Annotated in this window: 18 protein-coding genes and 1 pseudogene; 13 read left to right on the plus strand and 6 right to left on the minus strand. The window is 72.1% G+C overall.

The features are described from left to right. Positions 1-12: 12 nt before the first annotated feature. From rsgA to OG285_RS04905, 4 genes and pseudogenes are all read right to left on the minus strand, one after another. Positions 13-1,119 (minus strand): ribosome small subunit-dependent GTPase A, encoded by a 1,107-nt coding sequence (rsgA, locus tag OG285_RS04890; protein ID WP_371790258.1) that lies wholly within the window; start codon positions 1,117-1,119, stop codon positions 13-15. A 295-nt stretch (positions 1,120-1,414) separates the two neighbouring features. Then, positions 1,415-2,629 (minus strand): low temperature requirement protein A, encoded by a 1,215-nt coding sequence (locus OG285_RS04895; RefSeq protein ID WP_371790259.1) that lies wholly within the window; start codon positions 2,627-2,629, stop codon positions 1,415-1,417. A gap of 117 nt (positions 2,630-2,746) precedes the next feature. After that, positions 2,747-2,994 (minus strand): annotated as a pseudogene (locus tag OG285_RS04900) (GNAT family N-acetyltransferase); the annotation flags it as partial. A gap of 203 nt (positions 2,995-3,197) precedes the next feature. Next, positions 3,198-4,181, minus strand: coding sequence for an Ig-like domain-containing protein (locus OG285_RS04905; RefSeq protein WP_371790260.1), 984 nt, complete (start codon positions 4,179-4,181; stop codon positions 3,198-3,200). A 250-nt stretch (positions 4,182-4,431) separates the two neighbouring features. Between OG285_RS04905 and OG285_RS04910 the strand changes: the two genes are divergently transcribed. Together OG285_RS04910 and OG285_RS04915 are read left to right on the plus strand one after the other, a co-directional pair. Then, the gene (locus tag OG285_RS04910; protein WP_371790261.1) at positions 4,432-8,472 is read left to right on the plus strand and encodes an amino acid adenylation domain-containing protein; all 4,041 of its coding nucleotides are present in this window, start codon (positions 4,432-4,434) and stop codon (positions 8,470-8,472) included. Positions 8,473-8,560: 88 nt separating this feature from the next. Beyond that, positions 8,561-8,911 (plus strand): hypothetical protein, encoded by a 351-nt coding sequence (locus tag OG285_RS04915; protein WP_356835064.1) that lies wholly within the window; start codon positions 8,561-8,563, stop codon positions 8,909-8,911. A 151-nt stretch (positions 8,912-9,062) separates the two neighbouring features. Here the strand turns inward: OG285_RS04915 and OG285_RS04920 are convergent, their stop codons facing one another. Continuing rightward, complete coding sequence (locus OG285_RS04920) at positions 9,063-11,393, minus strand: LuxR C-terminal-related transcriptional regulator (RefSeq protein ID WP_356835066.1); 2,331 nt, start codon at positions 11,391-11,393, stop codon at positions 9,063-9,065. 157 nt (positions 11,394-11,550) lie between these two features. Beyond that, on the minus strand, positions 11,551-12,705 hold the full coding sequence (locus tag OG285_RS04925; RefSeq protein ID WP_356835068.1) for a YihY/virulence factor BrkB family protein: 1,155 nt from the start codon (positions 12,703-12,705) through the stop codon (positions 11,551-11,553). Positions 12,706-12,722: 17 nt separating this feature from the next. Between OG285_RS04925 and OG285_RS04930 the strand changes: the two genes are divergently transcribed. From OG285_RS04930 to OG285_RS04980, 11 genes are all read left to right on the plus strand, one after another. After that, complete coding sequence (locus OG285_RS04930) at positions 12,723-14,360, plus strand: acyl-CoA dehydrogenase family protein (protein ID WP_371790262.1); 1,638 nt, start codon at positions 12,723-12,725, stop codon at positions 14,358-14,360. 278 nt (positions 14,361-14,638) lie between these two features. After that, positions 14,639-15,940, plus strand: coding sequence for a GAF domain-containing protein (locus OG285_RS04935; RefSeq protein WP_371790263.1), 1,302 nt, complete (start codon positions 14,639-14,641; stop codon positions 15,938-15,940). Between the two features lie 96 nt (positions 15,941-16,036). Continuing rightward, on the plus strand, positions 16,037-18,652 hold the full coding sequence (locus OG285_RS04940) for a GNAT family N-acetyltransferase (RefSeq protein ID WP_371790264.1): 2,616 nt from the start codon (positions 16,037-16,039) through the stop codon (positions 18,650-18,652). A gap of 33 nt (positions 18,653-18,685) precedes the next feature. Further along, positions 18,686-19,264: a GNAT family N-acetyltransferase gene (locus tag OG285_RS04945; protein WP_356835077.1), complete on the plus strand. Its 579-nt coding sequence runs from the start codon at positions 18,686-18,688 to the stop codon at positions 19,262-19,264. A gap of 188 nt (positions 19,265-19,452) precedes the next feature. Then, entirely contained in the window at positions 19,453-19,536 is an 84-nt protein-coding gene (locus OG285_RS04950; protein ID WP_323136651.1) for a putative leader peptide, read from the plus strand. 174 nt (positions 19,537-19,710) lie between these two features. Further along, positions 19,711-21,408, plus strand: coding sequence for a nitrite/sulfite reductase (locus OG285_RS04955; protein ID WP_356835079.1), 1,698 nt, complete (start codon positions 19,711-19,713; stop codon positions 21,406-21,408). After that, entirely contained in the window at positions 21,405-21,593 is a 189-nt protein-coding gene (locus tag OG285_RS04960) for a hypothetical protein (RefSeq protein WP_371790265.1), read from the plus strand. The genes OG285_RS04955 and OG285_RS04960 overlap by 4 nt, the downstream gene beginning before the upstream one ends. Continuing rightward, positions 21,590-22,291 (plus strand): phosphoadenylyl-sulfate reductase, encoded by a 702-nt coding sequence (locus tag OG285_RS04965; RefSeq protein WP_356835084.1) that lies wholly within the window; start codon positions 21,590-21,592, stop codon positions 22,289-22,291. Before OG285_RS04960 ends, OG285_RS04965 begins: the two co-directional genes overlap by 4 nt. After that, positions 22,291-22,860, plus strand: a complete 570-nt coding sequence (cysC, locus tag OG285_RS04970) for an adenylyl-sulfate kinase (protein ID WP_371790266.1) — start codon at positions 22,291-22,293, stop codon at positions 22,858-22,860. The genes OG285_RS04965 and cysC overlap by 1 nt, the downstream gene beginning before the upstream one ends. Continuing rightward, entirely contained in the window at positions 22,857-23,792 is a 936-nt protein-coding gene (cysD, locus tag OG285_RS04975; protein WP_356835088.1) for a sulfate adenylyltransferase subunit CysD, read from the plus strand. The genes cysC and cysD overlap by 4 nt, the downstream gene beginning before the upstream one ends. Then, on the plus strand, positions 23,793-25,151 hold the full coding sequence (locus OG285_RS04980) for a sulfate adenylyltransferase subunit 1 (RefSeq protein ID WP_371790267.1): 1,359 nt from the start codon (positions 23,793-23,795) through the stop codon (positions 25,149-25,151). The last annotated feature ends 124 nt before the right edge of the window (positions 25,152-25,275 follow it).

The raw sequence follows: 25,275 nt of genomic DNA on the forward strand, positions 1-25,275 counted from the left end.
GAACCGATCCGTTCAGGCCTTTCGGACCTTGCCGCGTTTGGCCTCCATGTTGGCCCGGCCCTCCGCCCCCTTCATCTTCCAGTCCCGCCGGATCTCGGCGCGCAGCCGGGCGTCGGTCCTGGCGAGGATGCGCTGGTTCTCCCGGAGCAGCTTGCGGTAGCTCTCCAGGCGGCGGGCCGGCAGCGAGCCGTCGTCGAGTGCCGCGAGTACCGCGCACCCCGGCTCCGTCTCATGGGCGCAGTCGTGGAAACGGCACCCGTCGGCGAGCGTGTCGATCTCGGAGAAGACCTGGCTGACCCCGTTCGACGCGTCCCAGAGCCCGACACCGCGCAGCCCCGGGGTGTCGATGAGGACGCCACCGCCGGGCAGGACCAGCAGATTGCGGGTCGTGGTGGTGTGCCGGCCCTTGCCGTCCACATCGCGGGTGGCCCGGGTGGCCTGCACCTCCATCACGTCCGCGCCGGCCAGCGCGTTGGCCAGGGTCGACTTGCCCGCTCCGGAGACTCCGAGCAGCACGCTCGTCCCTCCGGCGACCACGGCGGCCAGGACGTCCACCCCGTCGCCGGTGGCGGCGCTGACGGGCAGCACCTGTACGCCCGGTGCGGTGGTCTCGACATCTTCGACGAGATACGAGAGGGCGGTGGGGTCCGGTACCAGGTCGGCCTTGGTGAGGATGATCAGCGGCATGGCGCCGGACTCCCACGCCAGGGCGAGGAACCGTTCGATCCGGCCGAGGTCGAGCTCGACGGCGAGCGACACGGCGATGATCGCGTGATCGACGTTGGCGGCGAGGATCTGGCCCTCGGACCGCTCGGACGACGTCGAACGCACGAAGGCGGTCCGGCGCGGCAGCAGCGCCCGCGCGAACTGCGGGTCTCCGGACGGGTCGACCGCGGCCCAGTCACCGGTGCACACGACCCGCATGGGGTCGCGCGGTACGACGTACTCGGTGTCGGCCCGCACCGGCCCGGCCGTGGTGATGACATCGCACCGCCCGCGGTCGACGCGTACGACCCGGCCGGGCAGCAGCCCCTGTGCGGCGTAGGGGGCGAACTCGGCCTCCCAGCCCGCGTCCCAGCCGTACGGGACGAGCGGGTGTGCGGAAGCAGCGGAGGACACCTCGGAAGAGGAGTGAGGAGACAGAGAAGACAAGGGGGAACCCTTCAAGGGGCAGCCCCGGCAGGCGACTTACAGAAGGGTCGCCCGGGGACCGCGGGAGAGAGGAACGACTGGCTGAGTGCGGGCAACGCCCACCGCGGAAACGACAGTCATCGGTCACACCTCCCGGGTCACACAGGAATCGGCCACGGCCATGGCGTACTGCGCCGGCGCCGTGCGGAACGAGACGGACACTAGCCCGGCCGCCCGCACGGCACCACCTGTTTTTCTCGGCACGTCACATGTTCTCGGCACGTCACACGACGGCCCCCGGCGCACCGGGCTTCCGGTGGGCCAGGCAGACGCCCACCGCGACCGTGGCGGCGACGACCAGACCGGCCAGCGGCACCGCCCAGTGCCCGGCGAAGGTGGCCGCGAGCACCAGCGGCACGCTGACCGGCAGGACCGCCCGCTCGGCCGCACCCCGTTTGAAGTGGCGTGTGTGCAGCAGCGACACCGTGAGCAGGAACAGCGCGGTGGGCACGGTGGCCGCCGCCGCTGCCGCGACCGCCGGGATGTGCGCGTGGCCCGTCACCTGCTCGACGGTGACCTCGATGCCCGAGCCGATCGCGGCGGCCGATCCGAAGACCAGATAGTGGCCGTACCCCCAGAGGAACGCCTGCCGGTTGGAGGCAAGGTGCTCGTGGATGGGTACCGCGAAGTAGATCCAGTAGGCGCCGAAGACGATGACGAGACCGCCCGCCGCGATCGGCAGCAGCTCGCCCAGTGCGGCCGACTCGTCCACCGCCGACTGCACCGCGACGGTGGCGGCCGCGACGGTCTCCCCGAGCATGATGATGGTGAAGAGCCCGTAGCGCTCGGCGATGTGGTGCGGATGCCAGGGGGTCCGGTGGCGGTGCTCGGCGAACCCGGGCACCGCCAGATCGGCGGCGGCCATGGGCACGAAGCCCCACTTCCACGCCGCGCCGGGGAGCAGCAGCAGGACGACCCAGCCGATCTGTACGACCACCAGCCCGGCCGCGTACCGCAGGGCCGCGGTCCTGGCGGCGCCCGTCTCGCTGCGCGCCGCCCTGAGCCACTGGAGCGTCAGCACGAGGCGCATGATCAGGTAGCCGACGATCGCGATCCCGTAGTCGGCGTGGTCGAAGGCGCGCGGTACCCCGGCGGCGAGGACGAGGACCCCAGCGATCTGGACCAGGGTGGCGACCCGGTAGAGCACGTCGTCGGTGTCGTACGCGGACGCGAACCAGGAGAAGTTGACCCAGGCCCACCAGATCGCGAAGAACACGACCAGATAGCCGGTGATCCCGTGGGCCGGGTCGCCGTCGGCCAGCGCGTGCACCAGCCGGCCGCCCGCCTGTGACACCGCGACGACGAAGCACAGGTCGAAGAAGAGCTCCAGCGGGGTGGAGGCGCGGTGCGGCTCACCGGGGTCGCGGGCCCGCATCGGGAGTCCGGGAAGCGGGAACCGGCCGCTTCCCGCACCCGGCGCCGTCGTCTCGTCGCTCATCGGCGTCCCGCTCCTCCGCTCGCACCCGGTACCGGCCCTGTTCCGGGCCTCGGCACCTCACCCTGGCGCAGATCACGGCGTGACGCACCGCCGACGCGGCAGCTCCGGGGGCGGAGTTCAGACGGCGAGGAACATCCCGACGGACTCCGGTGCCGTCTGTACGAACCCGAACTTCTCGTAGAGGAGGCGGGCGTCCCGGTCGGCGATGAGCGAGCCATAGACACCGGCGGGTGCGCGGCGCGCGAGTTCGCCGGGGGTTCCGCCATGATCCGCTTGCCGAGGCCCCTGCCCTGGTGCGCGGGCGTCAGACAGATGTCGACGATCTGGAAGAAGCAGCCGCCGTCACCGGTGACGCGGCCCGGGCCCCAGACCGGCCGCGGCCCGCAGGCTCAGACAGGTCCCGGCCGACGGCACCCCGGCCCGGACCGCGTAAGGCTCAATAGCACTATTCACCTACTACAGGCTACGGGTCGTCCGCTCCGCGGACAACAGCCGCGGGCCCGTACGCGAACCGGCCCGCAGCGAGCGCTGCGGGCCGGGAAGCCGTCGGGACGGTACTGCGGGTGGGTCAGCCGGTGGCCGTCGTCTGCTGACCGGTGGCGCTGTCCTTCAGCCACTGGTCCCAGGAGAGGTTGAAGTCGGCGTAGCCGTTGTCACCGGCCGCCTTGCCGCGCGGGGAGCCGGTGATGGTGATCGGGTCGCCCTGCTTGACGAAGTCGTAGAACCACTTGGCATCGGCGAGCGACAGGTGGACACAGCCGTGCGAGCCGTAACTGTGGCCCGGGTAGGGGTCGCCGGTCGAGTAGTGGATGTAGGTGCCGGAGTTGGTGAGGTGCACGTCCCACGGCAGGGTCAGGTCGTAGAAGTCGGGGCTGCCCTTGGTGCAGCTGATGCCGACACTGCACGAGGTCATGTGGACCTCACGCGCCTTGTCCATCACGGCCATCGTGCCGTCCCAGGACGGGAAGCTGGGGCTGCCCGCGTCGATCGGCAGGGTGCGGACCGTCTTGCCGTCGCGCGTCACCTTCATCGAGTGGCCGGGGACCGATGCGGTGGCCTCGACGTCGTCACCGATGGTGAACTTGTGCTGGTAGTTGTGCGTGCCGTAACGGCCGTTGCCGTTGCCCACGTCCTTCAGGTCCGCGTCCAGCGTCACCTTGGTGCCGGGCTGCCAGTACTTCTCGGGCCGCCAGTCGGCGCGGGTGCTGCTGAACCAGTGCCAGGCGCCGGCGACCGGCGCGGACGCGGAGACCTTGAGGTGCTTCTCGACCTTGGCGCGGGCCGAGGTCGCCACCGGGTTGGTGAAGACCACCGAGATCGGCATCGCGACCCCGACGGTCGCACCGGTCTTGGGGGCTATGGTCTCCAGCAGCATCGGCGGGCCCGCCGGGTGCGTCGGTGAAGGGCGCGCGCTCGCCGATGCCTTGGCCGACCCCCCGTTCGCGGAGTCACCCGAGGCGGACGCCGAGGCATTTCCCCCACAGGCGCTCGTGCCCGCCAGTACCGCGCTGACCAGCAGTCCGATTCCTATGCTGCCCTTGACCCGGCCCATGCCCATGCTCCGCTCACATTACTTCCCGCTGGATACAACACCCCTAGAGACAGTTGTCCGGGCGGTGCGGTTGCAGGGGTTCTCGTAAAGCGCAGGCCAAGTCTTGGTAGGGGACGGGCCACCCGGTGCGAGGCCCGTCCCGGACGCCCGTCCCAAAGAGTTTCGCCCCGGACCAATACACCTGTCCCGTGACGCTCGTTGGCCCTGATGGCCCGTAGAGACCAAGCACCTGCGTCAGGAGACGGCACGCATGAACAGGAAGTCCGGCAGCCGGAACGGTCGCTTGCCGCTGACCGCCGCACAGACGGGAATGTGGTTCTCCCAGGAGCTGGACGCGGAGAACCCCAACTACCGCGCGGCCGAGTTCGTCGAGATCCGCGGCCCGCTCGACCTGGAACTGCTGGAGGAGTCCCTGCGTGAGGCGGTCGGCGAGACGCAGGCGCTGCGGGCCGGGTTCGAGACCGACGGCGAGGGGCGCACCTGGCAGCGCGTCGGACCGGCGCCGCAGTGGTCGCTGCCGCTGGTGGATCTGCGGGGCGGGGACGACCCGTGGGCCGCCGCGCACACCTGGATGTGGGACGACATGCGGTGCCCGCTGGACCTGGCATGTCCTCCGCTCTTCACCTTCGCGGTGCTCAGGACCGCCGATGACTGCTTCCTCCTCTACATCAGCGTGCACCACATCGCGCTCGACGGTTACGGCTTCTCCCTCTTCATCCAGCGGGTGGCGGAGCTCTACTCCGCGCTGGAGTCCGGCCGGTTCCGCCCCGATCCCAGCTGGGGGACGCTGGAGGAACTGCTCGCCGACGAGGCCGCGTACCACGCCTCGGAGCGGTTCACCGAGGACCGGGAGTACTGGGCCGCGCAGCTCGCGGGCCTCCCGGCGGCGCCCGACGCGGCGGGGCGGCTGAAGTCGGTCCCGCACCGCTTCGTGCGGGAGAGCGGCCCGGTCGGCGCCCCGGCCGCCGCCGGGCTGCGGGCCCTGGCGAGGCAGGCGCGGACGAGCCTGCCGTCGGTCGCGATGGCGGCGCTCGCGCTGTACGTGCACCGGCTCAGCGGACAGGACGAGGTGTCACTGGACCTGACGGTGACCGCCCGCACCGGAGCGGTGGCCCGTACGGTCCCGGTGATGCTGGCCAACGTGCTTCCGCTGTCGGTACGTCCCGGGCCCGGCGCCACCGTGTCCGAGCTGGTGCGCCACACCGCACGGCAGGCGCGCGGGCTGCTGCGCCACCAGCGCTACCCGGCGCCGTATCTCGTCAAGGACCTCGGCGGCATCCCCACCGGCGGGTACCTGGGCGACTGGGGCATCAACATCATGGGGTACGACCCGCAGCTGACGTTCGGCCGGCACCCCGCGGTCCTGCACAACCTCTCCAACGGCCCGGTGACCGGACTCGGCGTGAACGTGTACGACCGCCCCGCCGACGGTTCGCTGCGGATCGACTTCAACGCGGATCCCGCCCTGTACAGCGCGGACGTCACGGCCGCGCACCACCGCCGGTTCCTGGCCCTGCTCGACACGCTGGCCACGGCCGGTCCCGACCGGCCCGTCGCGGAGATCGGGCTGCTGACCCCCGACGAGCGGCACCGGGTGGTGAGCGGCTGGAACGAGACCGGGCGCCCGGTGCCCGCCGACACACTGACCACGCTGTTCGAGGCCCACGCCCGCCGCGCGCCGGAGGCGACCGCGCTGGTGTGCGGCGCGAGCGTCCTCACGTACGGCGAACTCAACGCGCGTGCCAACCGGCTGGCCCGGCTGCTGATCTCACGCGGTGCGGGTCCCGAGACCTTCGTCGCGCTGGCCCTGCCGCGCACCGCCGACTATCCGGTGGCGCTGCTCGCGGTGCTGAAGTCGGGCGCGGCGTGCGTACCGGTGGACCCGGAGCACCCCGCCGAGCGCATCCGGTATCTGCTCACCGACGCCGCTCCGCTCTGTGTCGTCACCACCGCCGCTGCCGCCCCCGGGCTGCCCCCGGCCGTGCCCGCGCTGCTGGTCGACGCCCCCGCTACCGTCCGCGAACTGGCTGCCGGGCCGGACACCGACCCCCGGGACAGCGACCGCCGTGCCCCGCTGCTGCCGCACCACCCCGCCTATGTGAGCTACACGTCCGGGTCCACCGGAGCGCCCAAGGGCGTCGTCGTCGAGCACCGCTCGCTCAGCAATCTCTGCGCCGACCACCACAGCGAACTCATCGCACCGGCAGCCGCGGCGGCGGGCCGGCCGCTGCGGTCGGCGCTCACCGCGACGTTCACGTTCGACACCGCGTGGGAGGGCCCGCTCTTCCTGGCGGCGGGCCAGGAACTCCATGTGATCGACGACGCCGTACGGCTCGATCCGGCGGCGCTGGCCCGCTATGTCGACCGGCACGGGATCGACTTCCTGGATGTCACGCCCTCCTATCTGCACCAGCTGATCGCCGCCGGTCTGCTCACGGGCACCCGCCACCGCCCCCGGCTGCTGATGGTCGGCGGGGAGCCGCTGGACGAGAGGCTGTGGCGGACGCTGCGGGAGTGCCGGGACACGACCGCGTACAACTACTACGGCCCGACCGAGTGCACGGTCGACGCCGTGTACTGCCGGCTGGACCGGGAGGGTGACCTGCCGGTCATCGGGCGGCCGGGGCACAACGTCCGCGCCTACGTCCTGGACCCCGCCCGGAACCCGGTGCCGCCCGGGGTGCCCGGTGAACTGCACCTGGCCGGTGCGCAGGTGGCGCGCGGCTACCTGAACCGGCCCGCGCTGACGGCCGAACGTTTCCTCGCTGATCCGTTCGGTGCGCCGGGCAGCCGGATGTACCGCACCGGCGATCTCGTGCGGTGGACCGCCCAGGGCACGCTGGAGTACCTCGGGCGCACCGACGACCAGGTCACGCTCCGGGGGCTGCGGATCGAGCCAGGTGAGATCGAGGCGGCCCTCACCCGGCACCCCGGGGTGGCCCGCGCGGCGGTCGCGGTACGCGAGACCCCGCAGGGCGAGCCGGTCCTGGCCGCGTACGTGGTGCCCGTGGGCCGGCCCGCGCCGCGGGCGGTCCCGGCGCCGAGGTCCGCGGCCGACGGGGCCCTCGACGCAGCCGCACTGCGGACCTGGGCGACGGAGCGGCTGCCGGGGTACATGGTCCCCGCCTCGTATCTGCTGCTCGGCACGCTGCCGCTCACCCCGCACGGCAAGCTCGACCGGGCCGCGCTCCCGGCGCCGGAGGCGGCGGCCGAACGGACGGGGAGGCCCGCCCGCAGCGCGCAGGAGAGGACGCTCTGCGCCCTCTTCGCCGAGGTGCTGGGCGTCGGTGACGTCAGCATCGACGACGACTTCTTCGCCCTGGGCGGGTACTCGCTGCTGGCCGCCCGGCTCATCGGCCGGATCCGCTCCTCGCTCGGCACGGCCCTCTCCATCGGCGCGGTCTTCGAGGCTCCGACCGTGGCCGGACTGGCCAGGCTGCTCGACAGCGGCGCGGCCCAGGACCCGTTCGCGATGCTGCTGCCGCTGCGCACCGACGGCTCCCGGCCGCCGCTGTTCTGCGTCCACCCGGCCGGGGGCCTGAGCTGGTGCTATGCGGGAATGCCCCGTCATCTCGCGGCCGACCTCCCGGTGTACGGGCTGCAGGCGCGGGGGCTTTCGGGGCCGGGAGGGCTGCCGGCGACCTTCGAGGAGATGGTCGCCGACTATGTGGCGCACATCCGCTCCGTACAGCCGTCCGGCCCCTACCACCTGCTGGGCTGGTCGCTGGGCGGTGCGCTGTCCCACGCCATCGCGGTACGGCTCCAGGACCGGGGCGAACGGGTCGCCCTGCTGGCCATGCTGGACTCCCGCCCCATCGACCCGCGCGGCCGGCTCCGGTCGCTGCCCGACGACCACGCGGCGCTGGCGCTGCTGCTCGAAGCGGCCGGGCACACCCCGCAGGGCCCCGGTCTCTCGGCGCTGACCGCCACGGATGTCGCCGCGATCCTCAGCAGCGACGGCGGCAACGGGCGCCCGGCCGCGCTCGCCGAGCACCACGGGCTCGCCGAGCACCACGTGGCAGCGATGACCTCCGTCCTCACCAACTCGGTCCGGCTCCAGCCGACCTTCGTCGAGGGCGTGTTCGAAGGAGATCTGCTGTACTTCCACGCCACCCAGGGAAAGTCGGCGCAGGCGCTCACCGGGGAGGCGTGGCGCCCCTGGGTGACCGGGCGGATCGAGTCGCACGACATCGCGTGCACCCACCACGCCATGACCCAGGCGGCGCCGCTCGCGCACATCGGGCGGTCGCTCAGCAGCCATCTCGACGCCGCCGGCGCGTCCTCCGTCTGAGCGGCAGGACGCCCTGTCGGCGCCGGAAACCGTCCCGGCGGAACCCCGCGGAGACATCACCCCCAAGGAATCGGACACACTCAGAGGTATGAGCACCCCGGAGAGAGAACCATTCGACGACGAACGCGTGGGTACGAGGTACCGCGCCGAAGTGGAGGCGGCTTACCGGAAGGTGGAAGCGACCGCGGCTCCCGACGCGCAGACGCAGCTCTCGCGCGGTGTACTGACCGGGTATCTGTGGGCCCTTGGCCGTGCGGACGCGGCCCCGGCCACCGGCATCACCGGCGGCGCGCCGGATCTCGGGCGGCTGACCGCCGAGGTGGACGCGGTGACCGTACAGCTGGAGGACGCGGTGCAGCGCGGTGTCCCGGACGACTACGCGCGCGGGCTGTACGACGCGCTGTCCTGGATCTGCGGCCAGAGCGACCGGTGCCCGTGACCCCGCTTCCCTGAGCGGAGACCGCACCCCGCTTCCCTGAGCGGAGACCGCCCCCTGGCCGGGGCGGCTCCGTACGGGTCGGCGGTACGTACGGGTCTGCGGTCCGGTACGGCTCGCGGTCCTGGTTCGGGGTCCGTACGCGTACGGGTGGCTACTCCGGCGGCGCTGCTTCAACGTCGGTACCGGCGCCGGTGTGGTCGGACTGTCCCGCCAGTGCCGCGATCTGCGCGCGGGACGAGAACCCGAGCTTGGCCAGGATGTGTTCGACGTGGGCGTCGGCCGTGCGCTTGGAGATCACCAGCTGTTCGGCGATCTCCCGGTTCGTGAGCCCTTCGGAGACCAGCGCGGCGACCTGCCGCTCCCGGCGGGTCAGCGTGTCGCCGGGAGCTGATTCCGGCCGCCTGGGCAGCGGGACGACCGGGGTGTCGGCGTCCATGAGTGCCAGCTCGACGGCCCGCTCCAGCGGGAGTTCGGCGCCCAGCGCGAAGAGCCTGGCGAACTCGGTGTCCCCCAGCTCCGCACGGACCGCGCTCTCCACCCGGGCGCGGTCGTCGAGGTACGCCGCGGCCCCCATCATCGGCGAGCCGACCTTGCGCCACAGTGCCCCGGCGGCGCCCAGGAGCCAGGCCGCCCTGCTGGGGCTCGCCAGGTCGGCGGCGCCCCAGGCCAGCAGCTCCAGACTGTTCGCCACGCCGAACATCTCGCGGACCTCGCGGCTGCGCTGCAGACCGGAGCGGGCCAGCGCCACGCACTCCGCGGCCTCCCCCCTCCCCCAGGCCGCCAGGGCCTCGATGACCAGGATCTGGCCCTTGATGATGCATTCGCCGCTCTCGTCGCCGAGCAGCAGCAGTGCCTTCTCGCACTCCTCGACCGCAGCGTCCGATTCGCGGAGCACCGCGTGCATATAGCCCTTCTGGTAATGGAAGACGACCAGTCCCAGCCGGTCGTTGATGCGGTGCTGGCGGGCCAGCGCCTCGTCGAGCAGGCGCTGGCCCGACTCGGGGTCGCCGAGCAGCCAGCGGACACCGCCGGTGTAGCCGGTGGCCAGGGCGAGATCGAGTTCCGATCCCGCCTGTCCTGCCACCTTCCGGGTCGCCTCGAATCCGGCGAGTGCCGGTTCGAGATCGCCCTGCACCAGGGCGAGGAGGCTGCGCCAGAGCATCGCGAGCGCCCGTTCCGGGCAGGGCTCCGGGTCGGCGTCGATGCCCTTGCCCAGCCAGTAGCGGCCCTCCTTCGAGAGCCCCGCGGTCACCCAGAACAGCCAGAGCCTGGCGGCCATCTCCAGGCCGGGCCTGATGCCGTCGGGCCGGGAGAGCGAGTAGTCGAGCGCACTGCGCAGGTCGGCGAGGTCGCGGTACAACTCCCAGTAGAGCGGTACCTGTTCGGAGGTCAGGACGGTCTCGTAGAAGTGCTGGACCCGGGCCAGGTAGTGGGTGCGGTGGCGGGCGCGGCAGCGTTCCTGCTCGTCGTCCAGGGCGGCGCAGTGGTCCGCCCCGTACTCTCTGATGGTGTCGAGCAGCCGGTAGCGGGAGCCGTCCCCGCTGTCCCGCAGCACCACCGATTTGTCGACCAGGCCGATGAGGTGCTCCAGGATCTCTTCGCGCGGCAGGCCGGCGCCCGAGCAGACCTCTTCGACAGCCGTCAGGTCGAACGGCCCGGCGAAGACCGAGAGCCGGGCCCAGAGCAGCCGTTCCTCGGCCGAGCAGAGGTCGTGGCTCCAGTCGATCGCGGTGCGCAGCGTCTGGTGACGGGGCAGCGCGGCGCTGCGGCGACCGCCCGTGAGGATCCGGAAGCGGTGTTCGAGCCGGGCGGACAGCTGGTCGAGCGGGATGGCTCTGAGCCGTACGGTGGCCAGCTCGATGGCGAGCGGGATGCCGTCCAGGCGGCGGCAGAGCGCCAGGACGTCCTGGTGGTTGGCCGCGTTGATCCGGAAGCCCGGCACCACCGCCGCCGCGCGCTGTTCGAAGAGCGTCGTCGCGTCGCCGTACGCCAGTGGCGGTACGAGCAGGGTGTGTTCACCCGGGACGTCCAGCGGCTGCCGGCTGGTGGCCAGCACCGTCACTCCGGGCGCCTCACGCAGCAGCAGGTCCGCGAGGAACGCGCAGGCGTCGAGATGGTGTTCGCAGGTGTCGAGGACGAGCAGCAGCCGGAGGTCCTGGACGTGGTCCATGACGGCGTCCAGGAGGAGCCGTCCGGACTGCTCGGCCAGCCCCAGCGCGCTCGCCACGGCCTGGGGCAGCAGCTCGGGGTCGTGCAGCGAGGACAGCTCGGCCAGGACGACGCCGTCCGCGTAGTTGCCCTTGAGGGTCAGTGCGGCGCGCAGCGCCAGCCGGCTCTTGCCGACTCCGCCGGGACCGACGAGGGTCACCAGTCTGGCCCGCGCCGCCAGGTCACGGATCCGGTCGAGCTCCGCGGAGCGGCCGACGAATCCGGTGACTTCCATGGGCAGTTCACCCGTGCGCCGGCTGTAAGTGAGTGCCATGTCGCCCCCCGCCGCGCTTCCTGAACGTCTCTGCGTCCACCGCGCGTCTCTTTCGTGCACCCCAGCGTACGGGCTGGACCACGTTCAGTGACACCAGGCGACCGGCAGTCCCACCGGACGAGCGAACCGGGCGGGTCGGACGACGGCGTTCCCGCCGTCAGTCCTGGTCCGGTGCGGAACGTTTGTCCTCGGGCTTCTTCGTGCGCAGGCGGGCCGTGACATCCTCGGGCGGCAGGAATTTCGACCAGCGCTCGGGGAATTCGGACGGCATGTCCGACCCTTCGTCGTCGGCCTCGGGGGCTCCGGCGCCGGGGTGGTCCGGGGTGTGCGCTCCGCCCTCCGGGCGGGCGGTCTGCTGGCGCCGGAGCCGCTCGTTCGCCGCGCGTGCCGCGGCGGTCGCCACCGAGGGCCAGATCCGGTCGATCGCCGCGTTGACCGCGGCGCCGACCAGGACGGCGAAGGCCGAGACCCCGATCCACAGCAGCACGGCGACCGGCGCCGCCAGCGAGCCGTAGATCGTCGGTCCCTCGACCGTGCTCGTGAGGTAGATGCGCAGCAGCAGGCTTCCCAGGAACCACATGCCCAGCGCCACCAGGGCCCCCGGCACGTCCTCGATCCAGGGCGAGCGCACCGGTACGGACACGTGGTAGAGCGTGGTGAGGAAGGCGATCGACAGCAGGACGACGACCGGCCAGTACAGGACCGAGATGACCTGTTCGGCCCCGGGCACGAACTGCACGACCCGGTCGGGGCCGGCCACCGCGAGCGGCAGCACCACCGCCCCGATCACCAGTGCGACGATGTAGAGGCCGATGGAGAGCAGCCGGGTCATGACGATGCCGCGCCGGCCGTCGAGTCCGTACATCACCGTGATGGTGTCGATGAAGACGTTCACCGCCCGCGATCCGGACCACAGGGCGAAGGCGAAACCGATGGAGACGACGTCGGGGCGCTTGCCGTGGGTGACGTTCTCCAGGAGCGGCTCGGCGAAGTCGTGCACGCCCCGGTCGGAGAGGACGGTGCTCGCCGCGTGCAGGATGTTCTTCTCCAGGCTGGCGACGGTGTGCGTGTCGGTCCAGCCGTCGACGTAGCCGAGCAGGGCGATCAGGCTGAGCAGCAGCGGCGGCAGGGAAAGCAGCGTGAAGAAGGCCGCCTCGGCCGCGAGTCCCAGGATCCGGTACTCCATGCACGAGTTGACGGTGTCCTTGAGGAGCAACCACGCCATTCTGCGCTTGGAGACGTTGCGATAGAGGGCTCTGGCCCGGTGGAGCAGACCTGGATGCCGCTCCCCTGTTTCATTTGCTGCCTGCACCTCCATACCGTAGCCCCATGGCACCCAGCACTCACACCGTGACCAACCAGCCTCCACCCCTGGTGGGACATGACGTCTTCACGACCGACCGGGTCCTGACCGAGGCCGTGGACCGGCACACCCCGCCGGAACTCGTCGACGGCGTACGGGAGGAGCTCGCCCTGCTGGGCCGCAGCGCCGGGTCCGCGCAGGCGCGCGAGTGGGGCTTCCAGGCGAACGAGAACCCGCCGAGGCTGCGCACCCACGACCGCTACGGGCACCGGATCGACGAGGTGGAGTTCCATCCGGCCTGGCACCGGCTGCTGGGCAAGGCCGTGTCGGCGGGGCTGACCGATGCCTGGGGCCGTCCTGCCGGGCATGTGCGGCGCGCGGCCGGGTTCCTGGTGTGGGCGCAGGTCGAGGCGGGGCACGGCTGCCCGGTGTCGATGACGCATGCGGCGGTGCCCGCGCTGCGGGCCGACCCCGCGCTCGCCGCCGAGTGGGAGCCGCGGCTCACCTCGCACGTGTACGAGCGGGAGCTGGGAACCCCGGACAGCAAGCCGGGGGCGCTGTTCGGGATGGCGATGACGGAGAAGCAGGGCGGCAGCGACGTCCGCGCCAACACGACCGCCGCGGTGCCGGTCGCGGGGGACGGCGGCGCGTATCTGCTCACCGGGCACAAGTGGTTCTGCTCGGCACCGATGTCCGACGGCTTCCTGGTCCTGGCGCAGGCGCCGGAAGGGCCGACCTGCTTCCTGGTGCCCCGGGTGCTGGCGGACGGGGCGCGCAACGTCTTCGCGATCCAGCGGCTGAAGGACAAGCTCGGCAACCGGTCCAACGCGTCGGCCGAGGTCGAGTTCGACGGGACCTGGGCGCGCCGGGTGGGCGACGAGGGGCGGGGGGTGCGGACCATCATCGAGATGGTGGCGGCGACCCGGCTGGACTGCGCGATCGGCTCGGCCGCGCTGATGCGGCAGGCGGTGGCGCAGGCGGTGCACCACGCCACGTACCGCAGGGCGTTCGGCGGGGAGCTGATCGACAAGCCGCTGATGCGCAATGTCCTGGCCGATCTGGCGCTGGAGTCGGAGGCGGCGACGACGCTGGCGATGCGGCTGGCCGCCGCGTACGACAGCGACACCGAGGAGGAGCGGGCGTTCCTCCGGCTCGCGGTGCCGGCCGCCAAGTACTGGGTGACCAAACGCTGTACGCCCGTGGTGGCCGAGGCCCTCGAATGCCTGGGCGGCAACGGCTATGTGGAGGAGTCGGGGCTGCCCCGGCTGCTGCGCGAGTCGCCGCTCAACTCCATCTGGGAGGGTTCGGGGAACGTGCAGGCGCTGGACGTGCTGCGGGCGCTCCAGCGCGAGCCGGAGGCGCTCAACGCGTTCCTCCAGGAGGTGGGCCGGGCGCGCGGCGCCGACCACCGGCTGGACCGGGCGATCAGGGACCTGCTCACCGAACTCGCCGATCTGGACGGCATCGAGGCCCGTGCGCGCCGGGTGGCCGAGCGGATCGCGCTGGTGCTCCAGGGCTCGCTGCTGGTGCGCTGGGCGCCGCCCGAGGTCGCCGACGCGTTCTGCGCGTCGCGGCTGGGCGGTGACTGGGGTACGGCGTTCGGCACGCTGCCCCACACTCTGGACCTGGGGTCGGTCGTCGACCGGGCACGGGTCGGCGGCTAGCGGCCGCGGGGGGGGGGCAGGAGCAGCGGGCCTGGCGCGGGGCAGCACGGGGCCAGCCGGGGTCGATGCTGCGCCGACACGGCACCACCCCGGCTGGGCCCCCACCTTCGTACGGCCTGCTGTACCGACGCCAGGGTTGCAGACGGTTGCACAGGTTGTGCCGAGTCCGGTGCGCCGGGATCCCCGGAGATGCACCATGAGGCACCGCATCAGCCGGCCCGGCCGGCCGGGCCGTCGGTCCGGCAGGCCGAAGCCGTGGATCACATTCGGGAGTACCCATGAGGAGCGGAGCCTCCAACGCGGCCGGCCCCATAGCCCGGCACACCCGCGAGAGCGCCAGGACACTGCACGGCATACGGGAGGCGACGCTCTCGGGAGACCGTCCGGAGCTCGCGCCGCGCCCCGTCATCGGCGCCTCCTGGCAGCGGATGCTCCGGATCGGCCTCGACCCGGAGCGGGACACCAGCAGTGTGCTGCTGAGCGCGGAGGAGCTGGAGCACCGGCGCAGATCCACCGCGCTCGGCGAGCTGCTGCCGACGCTCAGCCGTGGACTCGCCTCGGTCGCCGACGCGTCGATGCAGGTCATGGTGGTCACCGATGCCGACGGGCGGGTGCTGTGGCGGGAGGGCAACCGGGCCGTCCAGCGCCGGGCCAACGGCATCTGGCTCCAGGAGGGCGCCGCCTGGAGCGAGGGCTCCACCGGCACCAACGCCGTCGGCACCGTCCTGGCGACCGGCCAGACCCTCCAGGTGCACTCCGCCGAGCACTTCGTCCGTACCTTGCAGGACTGGACCTGCGCCGCCGCGCCGGTCCAGGACCCGCGCGACGGGCGGCTGCTCGGGGTCATCGATGTCAGCGGCCCCGACTCGACCTTCCACCCGGCGATGCTCGCGCTGGTGGACTCGGTGGCCCGGCTGGCCGCGGCGGAGCTGCGGGACCGGCATCTCGACTCCGTGGAGCGGCTGCGGTCGGTGGCCGCGCCGATCCTGAGCAGGGTGGGCGGCCGGGCCCTGGTGGTGGACGCGCACGGCTGGCCGGCCGCCGTGACCGGGATGCCGCCGGCCGGCCGCCTGCCGCTCCCCAAGTCCTTCGGCCCGGGGCGGATCTGGCTGCCCTCGCTCGGGATGTGCGCGGTGGAGCCGCTGCCCGGCGGCTGGCTGATCCGGCCGGACGGGGAGGGGCCCGGGCTGCGGCAGCCGGCCGACGGGTCGGCGGTGAGCCGGGTCGTCCTCGATCTGAGCGGGCGCAGGCGCTGGTCGGTGACCGTGTCGGGGGCGTCCGGCAGCTGGACCCAGGATCTGACGCCCCGCCACGCGGAGCTGCTGTACGTGCTGAGCCTGCACCGCGAGGGCCGTACGGCGGCCGAGCTGGCGGACGACCTGTTCGGCGACGCGACCCGGACGGTGACGGTGCGCGCGGAGATGTCGCGGGTGCGCCGCGGTCTCGCCGAGGTGCTGGCGCACCGGCCGTACCGGTTCGCGGAAGGGGTCGAGGTGGAAGTGACAGGCCCGGCCGACCCGGCGGAGCTGCTTCCGCACTCGACGGCGCCCGCCGTGCGCCGCGCCGATCCGCAGCGGTGACCCGTACCAGCCGCGACCGGTACCAGCCGCGAATTGTCTCCTGACCAGGCATGTATTAGCTTAGGCGAGCCTAACCTAACGGAAACGGGGGCAAGGGTGAGCGCCGAGCTGCACCGCGACGACTGGGGCATTCCGCATCTGCGGGCGGACAGCGCGCGGGCCCTGGCCCACGCACAGGGCCGCAACGCGGCGACGGACCGCGCCTGGCAGATCGAGACCGAACGGCACCGGGCGCAGGGCACCAGCGCCGCCTTCCTGGGCGCGGAGGCCGTCGGCTGGGACCTCTTCGCCCGGCAGGCCGGGCTGGCGGACACCGCCAGGCGCTGCTACGCGCACCTGGACGCGGACACCGCCGAGTGGGTCCGCTCGTACACCGACGGGGTCAACGCCGGGCTGGCCGAAGGGGCGGGGAACTCGGCGGAGTTCGCCGCGGCCGGCCTGGAACCGGGCAGCTGGGAGCCGTGGACGCCGCTGGCGATCTGGCTGTCCACGCACATCCTCTTCGCCGGGTTCCCCGCCAAGCTCTGGCGCGAGGAAGCTGCCCGCGCCCTGGGCGACCGGGCCGTCGGCCTCTTCGCCACCGACGGGCCCCACACCGCGGGCAGCAACGGCTGGCTGGTCACCGGGGAACACACCGCGAGCGGCGCACCGATCCTCGCGGGCGACCCGCACCGCTTCATCGAGGCGCCGGGCGTCTACCAGCAGATCCACCTGGCCTGCCCGGAGTTCGACGTGGCGGGCCTCGCCGTGCCGGGCGTGCCCGGCATCGCGCACTTCGGGCACGCGTCGACGGTGGCCTGGTCGATCACCAACGCCATGGCCGACTACCAGGACCTCTACCGGGAACGCCTGCGCCGCACGGGCACGGCCGTGGAGGCGTTCGGCCCGGACGGATGGGAGCCCGCTCCTTCACACACCGAGACCATCGAGGTGGCGGGCGGCGAGCCGGTCACGGTGGAGGTGACCGAGACGGCACGCGGCCCGGTCATCATCGGTGGCCCGGACGCCCCTTCGGCCATCAGCCTCCGCTACCCCCCGCGGGTGACCGGTGAACTCGGCTTCGAGGCACTGCCGCTGCTGTTGCGCGCCCGTACGGTCGCCGATGTGGACCGGGCCTTCGACCGGTGGGCCGAGCCTGTCAACGTCGTCCAGGCCGCGGACACCCGGGGCGGTCTGCTGCACCGGGTCGCCGGGGCGGTTCCGGTGCGCGACCGGGAGAACGGGCTGCGTGTCGTACCCGGCTGGGAATCTCGGTACGCCTGGCGCGGCACGCGCGCGCCGCTGCCGCGGGAGCCGGTCGACGGGGTCGCGGTGATGGCCAACCAGCGGGAGCTGGCCGCCCCGCTCGGGGTCGAGTTCGCTCCCCCGCACCGGGCCCGGCGGATCCGGCGGCTGCTGGCCGGGGCGCAGGACTGGTCGGCACCGGACATGGCGGCGGTGCACATGGACAGCCGGCTGCCCGTGGAACAGCCCCTGCTCGATCTGCTGTACGGACTCGACGAGCCGGGCCCCGGTGCGGCCGCGCTGCGGGAGCGGCTGGCCGGCTGGGACCGCAGGATGGACGCCGGGAGCACGGAGGCCGCCGCGTATGCCGCACTCCGGGCAGCCGTGGTGCGGCGGCTGGCCGGACACCCGGCGCTCGCCGCCCTGGCCGGGCCCGCGGTGGCCGAGGGCTGTCCGGAGGTCTTCCGCCCCTGGCTGGCGCTGGTCACCCGGGTCGCGTTCGCACTGGACGGCCTGCTCGCGTCGGAGCTGCTGCCGGAGATCGACCGGGCGGCGGTCGTCCGGGCGGCGGCCGAGGAGACCGTGCCGCCGGAGGTCCCGTGGGGCGAACTGCACCGGCTCGCCCCGTGGCAGGCGGTGCCCGGCGAGCCGGGCGCCCCGTCCGGACCACCGCCCGCCGGGTGGCCCGGTCTCTCCGGCGACCACGACTGCGTCCTGTCCACCTCCAGCGTCCCCGGACTCACCCACCGGACGACCCGGGCCCCCGCCGCCCGGTACGTCTGGGACCTGGCGCGGCGCGACGACAGCCTCTGGGCGGTGCCGCTCGGGGCGTCCGGGGCACCCGGCGACCCGCACCGGATCGACCAGTTGCCGCTGTGGGTACGCGGCGGGCTCGTCCCCGTGATCACCGACTGGAACCAGCTGAGGAGCTCCATGACCACCGTGCACGAGCAGCGCGTCGACGGATTCGGGACCGTCCGGATCAGCCCGGTCGACCCGCAGCGGGACAGCGCCCTGATCCACCGCTGGGTCAGCCAGGAGCGGGCCCGTTTCTGGGGCATGGGCGACGCGAGCCCGGAGGACGTCCTGGAGACGTACACCTATGTCGACTCACTGACCACGCACCACGCCTATCTGCTCTACCGCGACGGGATACCCGCGGCGCTCTTCCAGAGCTACGAGCCGGAGGCCGACCCGGTGGGCGACTGCTACGACGTCCAGCCCGGTGATCACGGAATCCATCTGCTGATCGGTCCCTCCGACGGCAAACCCGAGCACGGTTTCACCGCCACGCTGCTGAGCGTGTTCCTGCGCTTCGTCCTCGCGGATCCCGCCCGGCAGCGCATCGTGGCCGAACCGGACGTCCGCAACCAGAAGGTGATCGACCGGCTGCGGCGCTTCGGCTTCGAACTCGGTCCGGAGATCGACAAGCCGGAGAAGCGGGCCCGGCTCGCCTTTCTGCACCGGGGGGCCGCGGGGCTGCTGTGAGGCACCGCTCCGCCGCGTGATTCGCTGGCCCTCATGAAGAGCGACAGCACCGTCACCGTGACCACCTGGCACCTGGAGCAGACCTCGCCGGCCGATCTGCGCCCGGCCGCCGAGCCCGGCGACGGCATCCGGATCGTCCGGGCCGAGGTCCCCTCCCCGGAGTTCAGCCGCTACCTCTACGCCTCCGTGGGCGCGGACATCCGCTGGACGGACCGGCTCTCGCTGACGTACGCCCAGTGGCAGGAGCTGCTCGCGCGGCCGGGAACCGAGACCTGGGTGGCGTACGACCGGGGCACTCCGGCCGGATACGTGGAGCTGTGCGCGCACGACGACGGGGCCGTGGAGATCATGTACTTCGGGCTGATCCCGGCCTTCCGGGGGAGGCGGATCGGCGGCCACCTGCTCACGTACGGCACCCGGCGGGCCTGGGACCTCGCCGAGCGCACCCCCGGGCGGGCGGCCACCGAGCGGGTCCGGGTCCACACCTGCAGCAAGGACGGCGCCCATGCGATGGACAACTACCTGAGCCGCGGCTTCAAGCTGTTCAGGACCGAGACCGGGGAAGAGCCGGACGTCGGGACTCCGGGCCCGTGGCCGGGTGCGGACGCCTGACGCCCGCCCGGCGGGGGGGCGCTCCGCCGTATGACGCCCGCTGAGCGACGGGCGACGCGAAGGGCCGGGTGACGGACTCGGTGACGAGCCGGGTGACGGACACCACAGCGTCCCACGATGTGGGACCATCTCGTCCATATATTGGATAGTAGTGGACTGGCGTGAGATCGCCGTGACACGCTTCCGTCATGCCTGGAACTGGAATTGCCTTGGTGAGTCGACGCCACGTCGATCTCTGCCGCATGTCCAGCGCCATCTGTCCGGCGCGCTGATCTCCACCAGCCACGCCGTTTCCCCGCCGTCCCCGTAGTAGCGGACGAGCGAAGTCCCCCGTTGGGGTCCAGCAATCCCACCGCCACCGTGCCCTGCCGTGAACAGGCAGGTCACCGGGGTCCCTTCAGCTTGATCACCCGCCCCCTTGAGCCGCCACAGAAGGACGAAGCATCATGGCCGCCAGCCCTGGAACACCCCCGCCAGCCACGCCCCGCCGCAAGGTGACCCGTCACCGCGGCGAAGGCCAGTGGGCCAAGGGTCACTTCACCCCGCTGAACGGCAATGAGCAGGCCAAGAAGGACGACGACGGTCTCAATGTGCGGACACGCATTGAGACGATCTATTCCAAGCGCGGGTTCGACTCCATCGACGGCGGCGACCTGCGCGGCCGGATGCGCTGGTGGGGTCTCTACACGCAGCGCAAGGAAGGGATCGACGGCGGCAAGACCGCGGTCCTGGAACCGGAGGAGCTGGACGCCGAGTTCTTCATGATGCGGGTGCGCATCGACGGCGGCCGCCTCACCACGGAGCAGCTGCGGGTCATAGGTGAGATCTCGCAGGAGTTCGCACGCGGCACCGCCGACCTCACCGACCGGCAGAACATCCAGTTCCACTGGATCCGGATCGAGGACGTCCCGGAGATCTGGCGGCGCCTGGAAGGGGTCGGCCTCTCGACCACCGAGGCGTGCGGTGACACCCCCCGTACGGTCCTCGGCTCCCCGGTCGCGGGCGTGGCCGAGAACGAGATCATCGACGGCACCTGGGCCATCGACGAGATCCACCGCCGCTTCGTGGGCAACCCCGCCTTCTCCAACCTGCCGCGGAAGTTCAAGACCGCGATCTCCGGCTCCCCGCAGCTCGATGTGGCGCACGAGATCAACGACATCGCGTTCGTCGGTGTCGACCACCCCGAGAACGGCCCGGGTTTCGACCTGTGGGTGGGCGGCGGTCTCTCCACCAACCCCAAGCTCGGTGTCAGGCTGGGCGCCTGGGTGCCGCTGGACGAGGTGCCCGACGTCTTCGAGGGCGTCATCTCGATCTTCCGCGACTACGGCTACCGCCGGCTGCGCACCCGGGCCCGGCTGAAGTTCCTGGTCGCCGACTGGGGCCCGGAGAAGTTCCGGCAGATCCTGGAGGACGAGTACCTCCAGCGGAAGCTGACCGACGGCCCCGCCCCCGAGCAGCCCGCCGACGTCTGGCGCGACCACCTCGGAGTGCACAGGCAGCGGGACGGCCGCTTCTACGTGGGGTTCGCGCCCCGTGTCGGACGGGTGGACGGCACGACCCTGACGAAGATCGCCGAGGTGGCCGAGGCCCACGGCTCCGGACGGCTGCGGACCACCACCGAGCAGAAGATGATCGTGCTGGACATCGAGGAGGCGCAGGTCGACTCGGTGGTCGCCGGTCTCGAAGCGCTCGACCTCAAGGTCAACGCCTCGCCGTTCCGGCGCTCCACCATGGCCTGCACCGGCATCGAGTTCTGCAAGCTGGCGATCGTCGAGACCAAGGCGCGCGGTGCCTCGCTCATCGATGAACTGGAGCGCAGGATCCCGGAGTTCGACGAACCGATCACCATCAACATCAACGGCTGCCCGAACGCCTGCGCGCGGATCCAGGTCGCCGACATCGGCCTCAAGGGCCAGCTGATGCTGGACGGCGACGGCAACCAGGTCGAGGGGTTCCAGGTGCACCTGGGCGGCGCGCTGGGCCTGGACGCGGGATTCGGCCGCAAGGTCCGCGGGCTGAAGGTCACTTCGGACGAGCTGCCCGACTACGTCGAGCGGGTGCTGAAGAACTTCCAGGCCGAGCGCGCGGACGGCGAGCGGTTCGCGACCTGGGCCGCCCGCGCGGACGCGGAGTCCCTCTCATGAGCGAACGGGCGGCGCCCTTCTTCTGCCCGTACTGCGGCGACGAGGACCTGCGCCCCCACGAGACGGGCCACGGGGCCTGGGAATGCGCGGCGTGCAACCGCGCTTTCCAGCTGAAGTTCCTCGGGCTGCTGGCCCGCGGACTCCAGCAGAACAAGGCCAACACCGTTGAAGGGGGCGGGATATGACCGGCACTCCGGAGACCGAACACCCGAAGGCCATGGCCGAGCGCGCGGGCCGCGAACTGGAGGACGCGTCGCCGCTGGAGATCCTCCGCTGGGCGGCCGGCACCTTCGGCAAGCGCTTCTGTGTGACCTCCTCCATGGAGGACGCGGTCGTCGCCCACCTGGCATCCCGCGCCTTCCCCGGCGTGGATGTCGTCTTCCTCGACACCGGCTACCACTTCCCCGAGACCATCGGCACCCGCGACGCCGTGGAGGCCGTGATGGACGTCAACGTCATCACGCTGCTGCCCTGGCAGACCGTCGCCGAGCAGGACGCCGAGTACGGACCGGAGCTGCACGACCGGGACCCCGACCTGTGCTGCGCGCTGCGCAAGGTCAAGCCCCTGGAGGACGGGCTCACGAACTACTCGGCCTGGGCGACCGGCCTGCGCCGCGACGAGTCCCCCACCCGGGCGGGCACCCCCGTCGTCGGCTGGGACGAGAAGCGGCAGAAGATCAAGATCTCGCCGATCGCCCGCTGGACGCAGGACGACGTGGACGCGTACGTCGCCGAGCACGGCGTCCTCACCAACCCGCTGCTGATGGACGGCTACCCCTCCATCGGCTGCGCGCCGTGCACCCGGCGGGTCGCGGAGGGCGAGGACGCCCGCGCCGGCCGCTGGGCCGGCCGGAACAAGACCGAGTGCGGGCTGCACGGCTGATGACGAGGGATCAGGAGAACGAGATGACGACGGACCAGGGAGCCACTGTCTGGCTCACCGGTCTGCCGAGCGCGGGCAAGACCACCATCGCCCACGAACTCGCGGACACCCTCCGCGGCGAGGGCCACCGGGTGGAGGTGCTCGACGGCGACGAGATCCGCGAGTTCCTCTCGGCGGGCCTCGGCTTCAGCCGCGAGGACCGGCACACCAACGTCCAGCGGATCGGCTTCGTCGCCGAGCTGCTGGCGTCCAACGGGGTGAAGGCGCTGGTGCCGGTCATCGCGCCGTACGCGGACAGCCGCGATGCGGTGCGCAAACGGCACGCGAGCACCGGCACCACGTATCTGGAGGTGCATGTCGCGACCCCGGTCGAGGTGTGCTCCGTACGTGATGTGAAGGGCCTGTACGCCAGGCAGGCGGCGGGCGAGATCTCCGGGCTCACCGGGGTCGACGACCCCTACGAGGCGCCGGAGACCCCGGACCTGCGCATCGAGTCGCACACCCAGACCGTGCAGGAGTCCGCAGCCGCGCTGCACGCGCTGCTCACCGAGAGGGGCCTGGCCCGATGACGACCGCCTCCACTGTCACCGAAGGCACCGACAGCCCGTTCGCCCTGAGCCACCTGGACGCCCTGGAGTCCGAGGCCGTCCACATCTTCCGCGAGGTCGCGGGCGAGTTCGAGCGGCCGGTGATCCTCTTCTCCGGCGGCAAGGACTCCATCGTCATGCTGCATCTGGCGCTGAAGGCCTTCGCCCCGGCCGCCGTGCCGTTCTCGCTGCTGCACGTCGACACCGGGCACAACTTCCCCGAGGTGCTGGCCTACCGCGACCGCGTGGTGGCCGAGCACGGGCTGCGGCTCCATGTGGCCTCCGTCCAGGAGTACATCGACGCCGGGAAGCTGCGCGAGCGGCCCGACGGACTGCGCAACCCGCTCCAGACGGTCCCGCTGACCGAGGGCATCCAGCAGCACCGCTTCGACGCGGTGTTCGGCGGCGGGCGGCGCGACGAGGAGAAGGCGCGCGCCAAGGAGCGGGTCTTCTCGCTGCGCGACGAGTTCTCCCAGTGGGACCCGCGCCGCCAGCGCCCCGAGCTGTGGCAGCTCTACAACGGCCGCCACGCGCCCGGCGAGCACGTCCGGGTCTTCCCGCTCTCCAACTGGACCGAGCTGGACGTCTGGCAGTACATCGAGCGGGAGCGGATCGACCTCCCGGAGATCTACTTCGCGCACGAGCGTGACGTGTTCAAGCGGTCCGGCATGTGGCTGACCCCCGGCGAGTGGGGCGGGCCCAAGGACACCGAGACCGTCGAGACCCGGCTGGTGCGGTACCGCACCGTCGGCGACATGTCCTGCACCGGCGCCGTCGACTCCGACGCCACCACGCTCGACGCCGTGATCACCGAGATCGCCGCGTCCCGGCTCACCGAGCGGGGCGCGACCCGCGCCGACGACAAGGTGTCCGAGGCCGCGATGGAAGACCGCAAGCGCGAGGGGTACTTCTAAATGACCACGTCAACCGACCGGCCGGCCGATCAGCTGTCGGCCACCACGCTGCTGCGCTTCGCCACCGCCGGCTCCGTCGACGACGGCAAGTCCACCCTGGTGGGCAGGCTGCTGCACGACTCCAAGTCGATCTTCACGGACCAGTTGGAGGCCGTCGAGCAGGCCTCGATCAGCCGCGGCCAGGAGACCCCCGACCTGGCGCTGCTCACCGACGGGCTGCGCGCCGAGCGCGAGCAGGGCATCACCATCGATGTCGCCTACCGCTACTTCGCCACGCCCCGGCGCCGGTTCATCCTCGCGGACACGCCGGGCCACGTGCAGTACACGCGGAACATGGTGACCGGCGCCTCCACCGCCGAACTCGCCGTGGTGCTGGTCGACGCGCGGAACGGCGTGGTCGAGCAGACCCGCCGGCACGCCGCCGTCGCCGCGCTCCTGCGGGTGCCCCATGTGGTGCTCGCCGTGAACAAGATGGACCTGGTCGACTACGCCGAGCCGGTGTTCGCCGCCATAGCCGAGGAGTTCACCGCGTACGCGGCCTCGCTCGGTGTCCCGGAGATCACCGCGATCCCGATCTCCGCGCTGGCCGGTGACAATGTGGTGGAGCCCTCCGCCCACATGGACTGGTACGGCGGCCCGACCGTCCTGGAGCACCTGGAGACGGTCCCCTCCAGCCACGATCTCACCGGCTGCAAGGCACGTTTCCCCGTCCAGTACGTCATCCGCCCGCAGACCGCCGAGCACCCCGACTACCGCGGCTACGCGGGCCAGATCGCCTCGGGCGCGCTGCGGGTCGGGGAAGCGGTCACGGTGCTGCCGTCGGGCCGTACGTCGACGATCGCCGGAATCGACGTCCTGGGACAGAGCGCGGACATCGCCTGGGCCCCGCAGTCGGTGACCGTGCGGCTCACCGACGACCTGGACATCTCGCGCGGCGATCTGATCGCACCGACCGAGCACGCCCCGGTGCCGACGCAGGACGTCCTGGCGACCGTCTGCCACGTGGCCGACTCGGCGCTGTCGGTGGGCCAGCGGGTGCTGCTCAAGCACACCACCCGCACGGTCAAGGCGATCGTCAAGGACATCCCGTCCCGGCTGACCCTGGACGACCTGTCGCAGCACCCGGCGCCCGGCCGGCTGGTCGCCAACGACATCGGCCGGGTCGTCATCCGCACCGCCGAGCCGCTGGCGCTCGACGCGTACGCGGACTCCCGCCGCACCGGCTCCTTCCTGCTGATCGACCCGGCCGACGGGACCACGCTGGCCGCCGGGATGGCGGGCGACGCCTTCGCCGTCACCGCGCAGACCGCGTCGGAGACGGTTGAGGCGGCGCAGGAAGAGACCGGGTGGGACTTCTAGCCATGGCCCTGTACGCGCTGGACATCTACGCCACCTCCGCGAAGGAGGGCGGCCGCGTCGGCTGGGGGTGCCCCCGGACGAAGTCTGGGGGAGGCGCCCTCGGCCGGAAGCGCCGCCGGACGGA

Origin of the sequence: Streptomyces sp. NBC_01471, from assembly GCF_041438865.1 — a bacterium.
Taxonomy (GTDB): Bacteria; Actinomycetota; Actinomycetes; order Streptomycetales; family Streptomycetaceae; genus Streptomyces.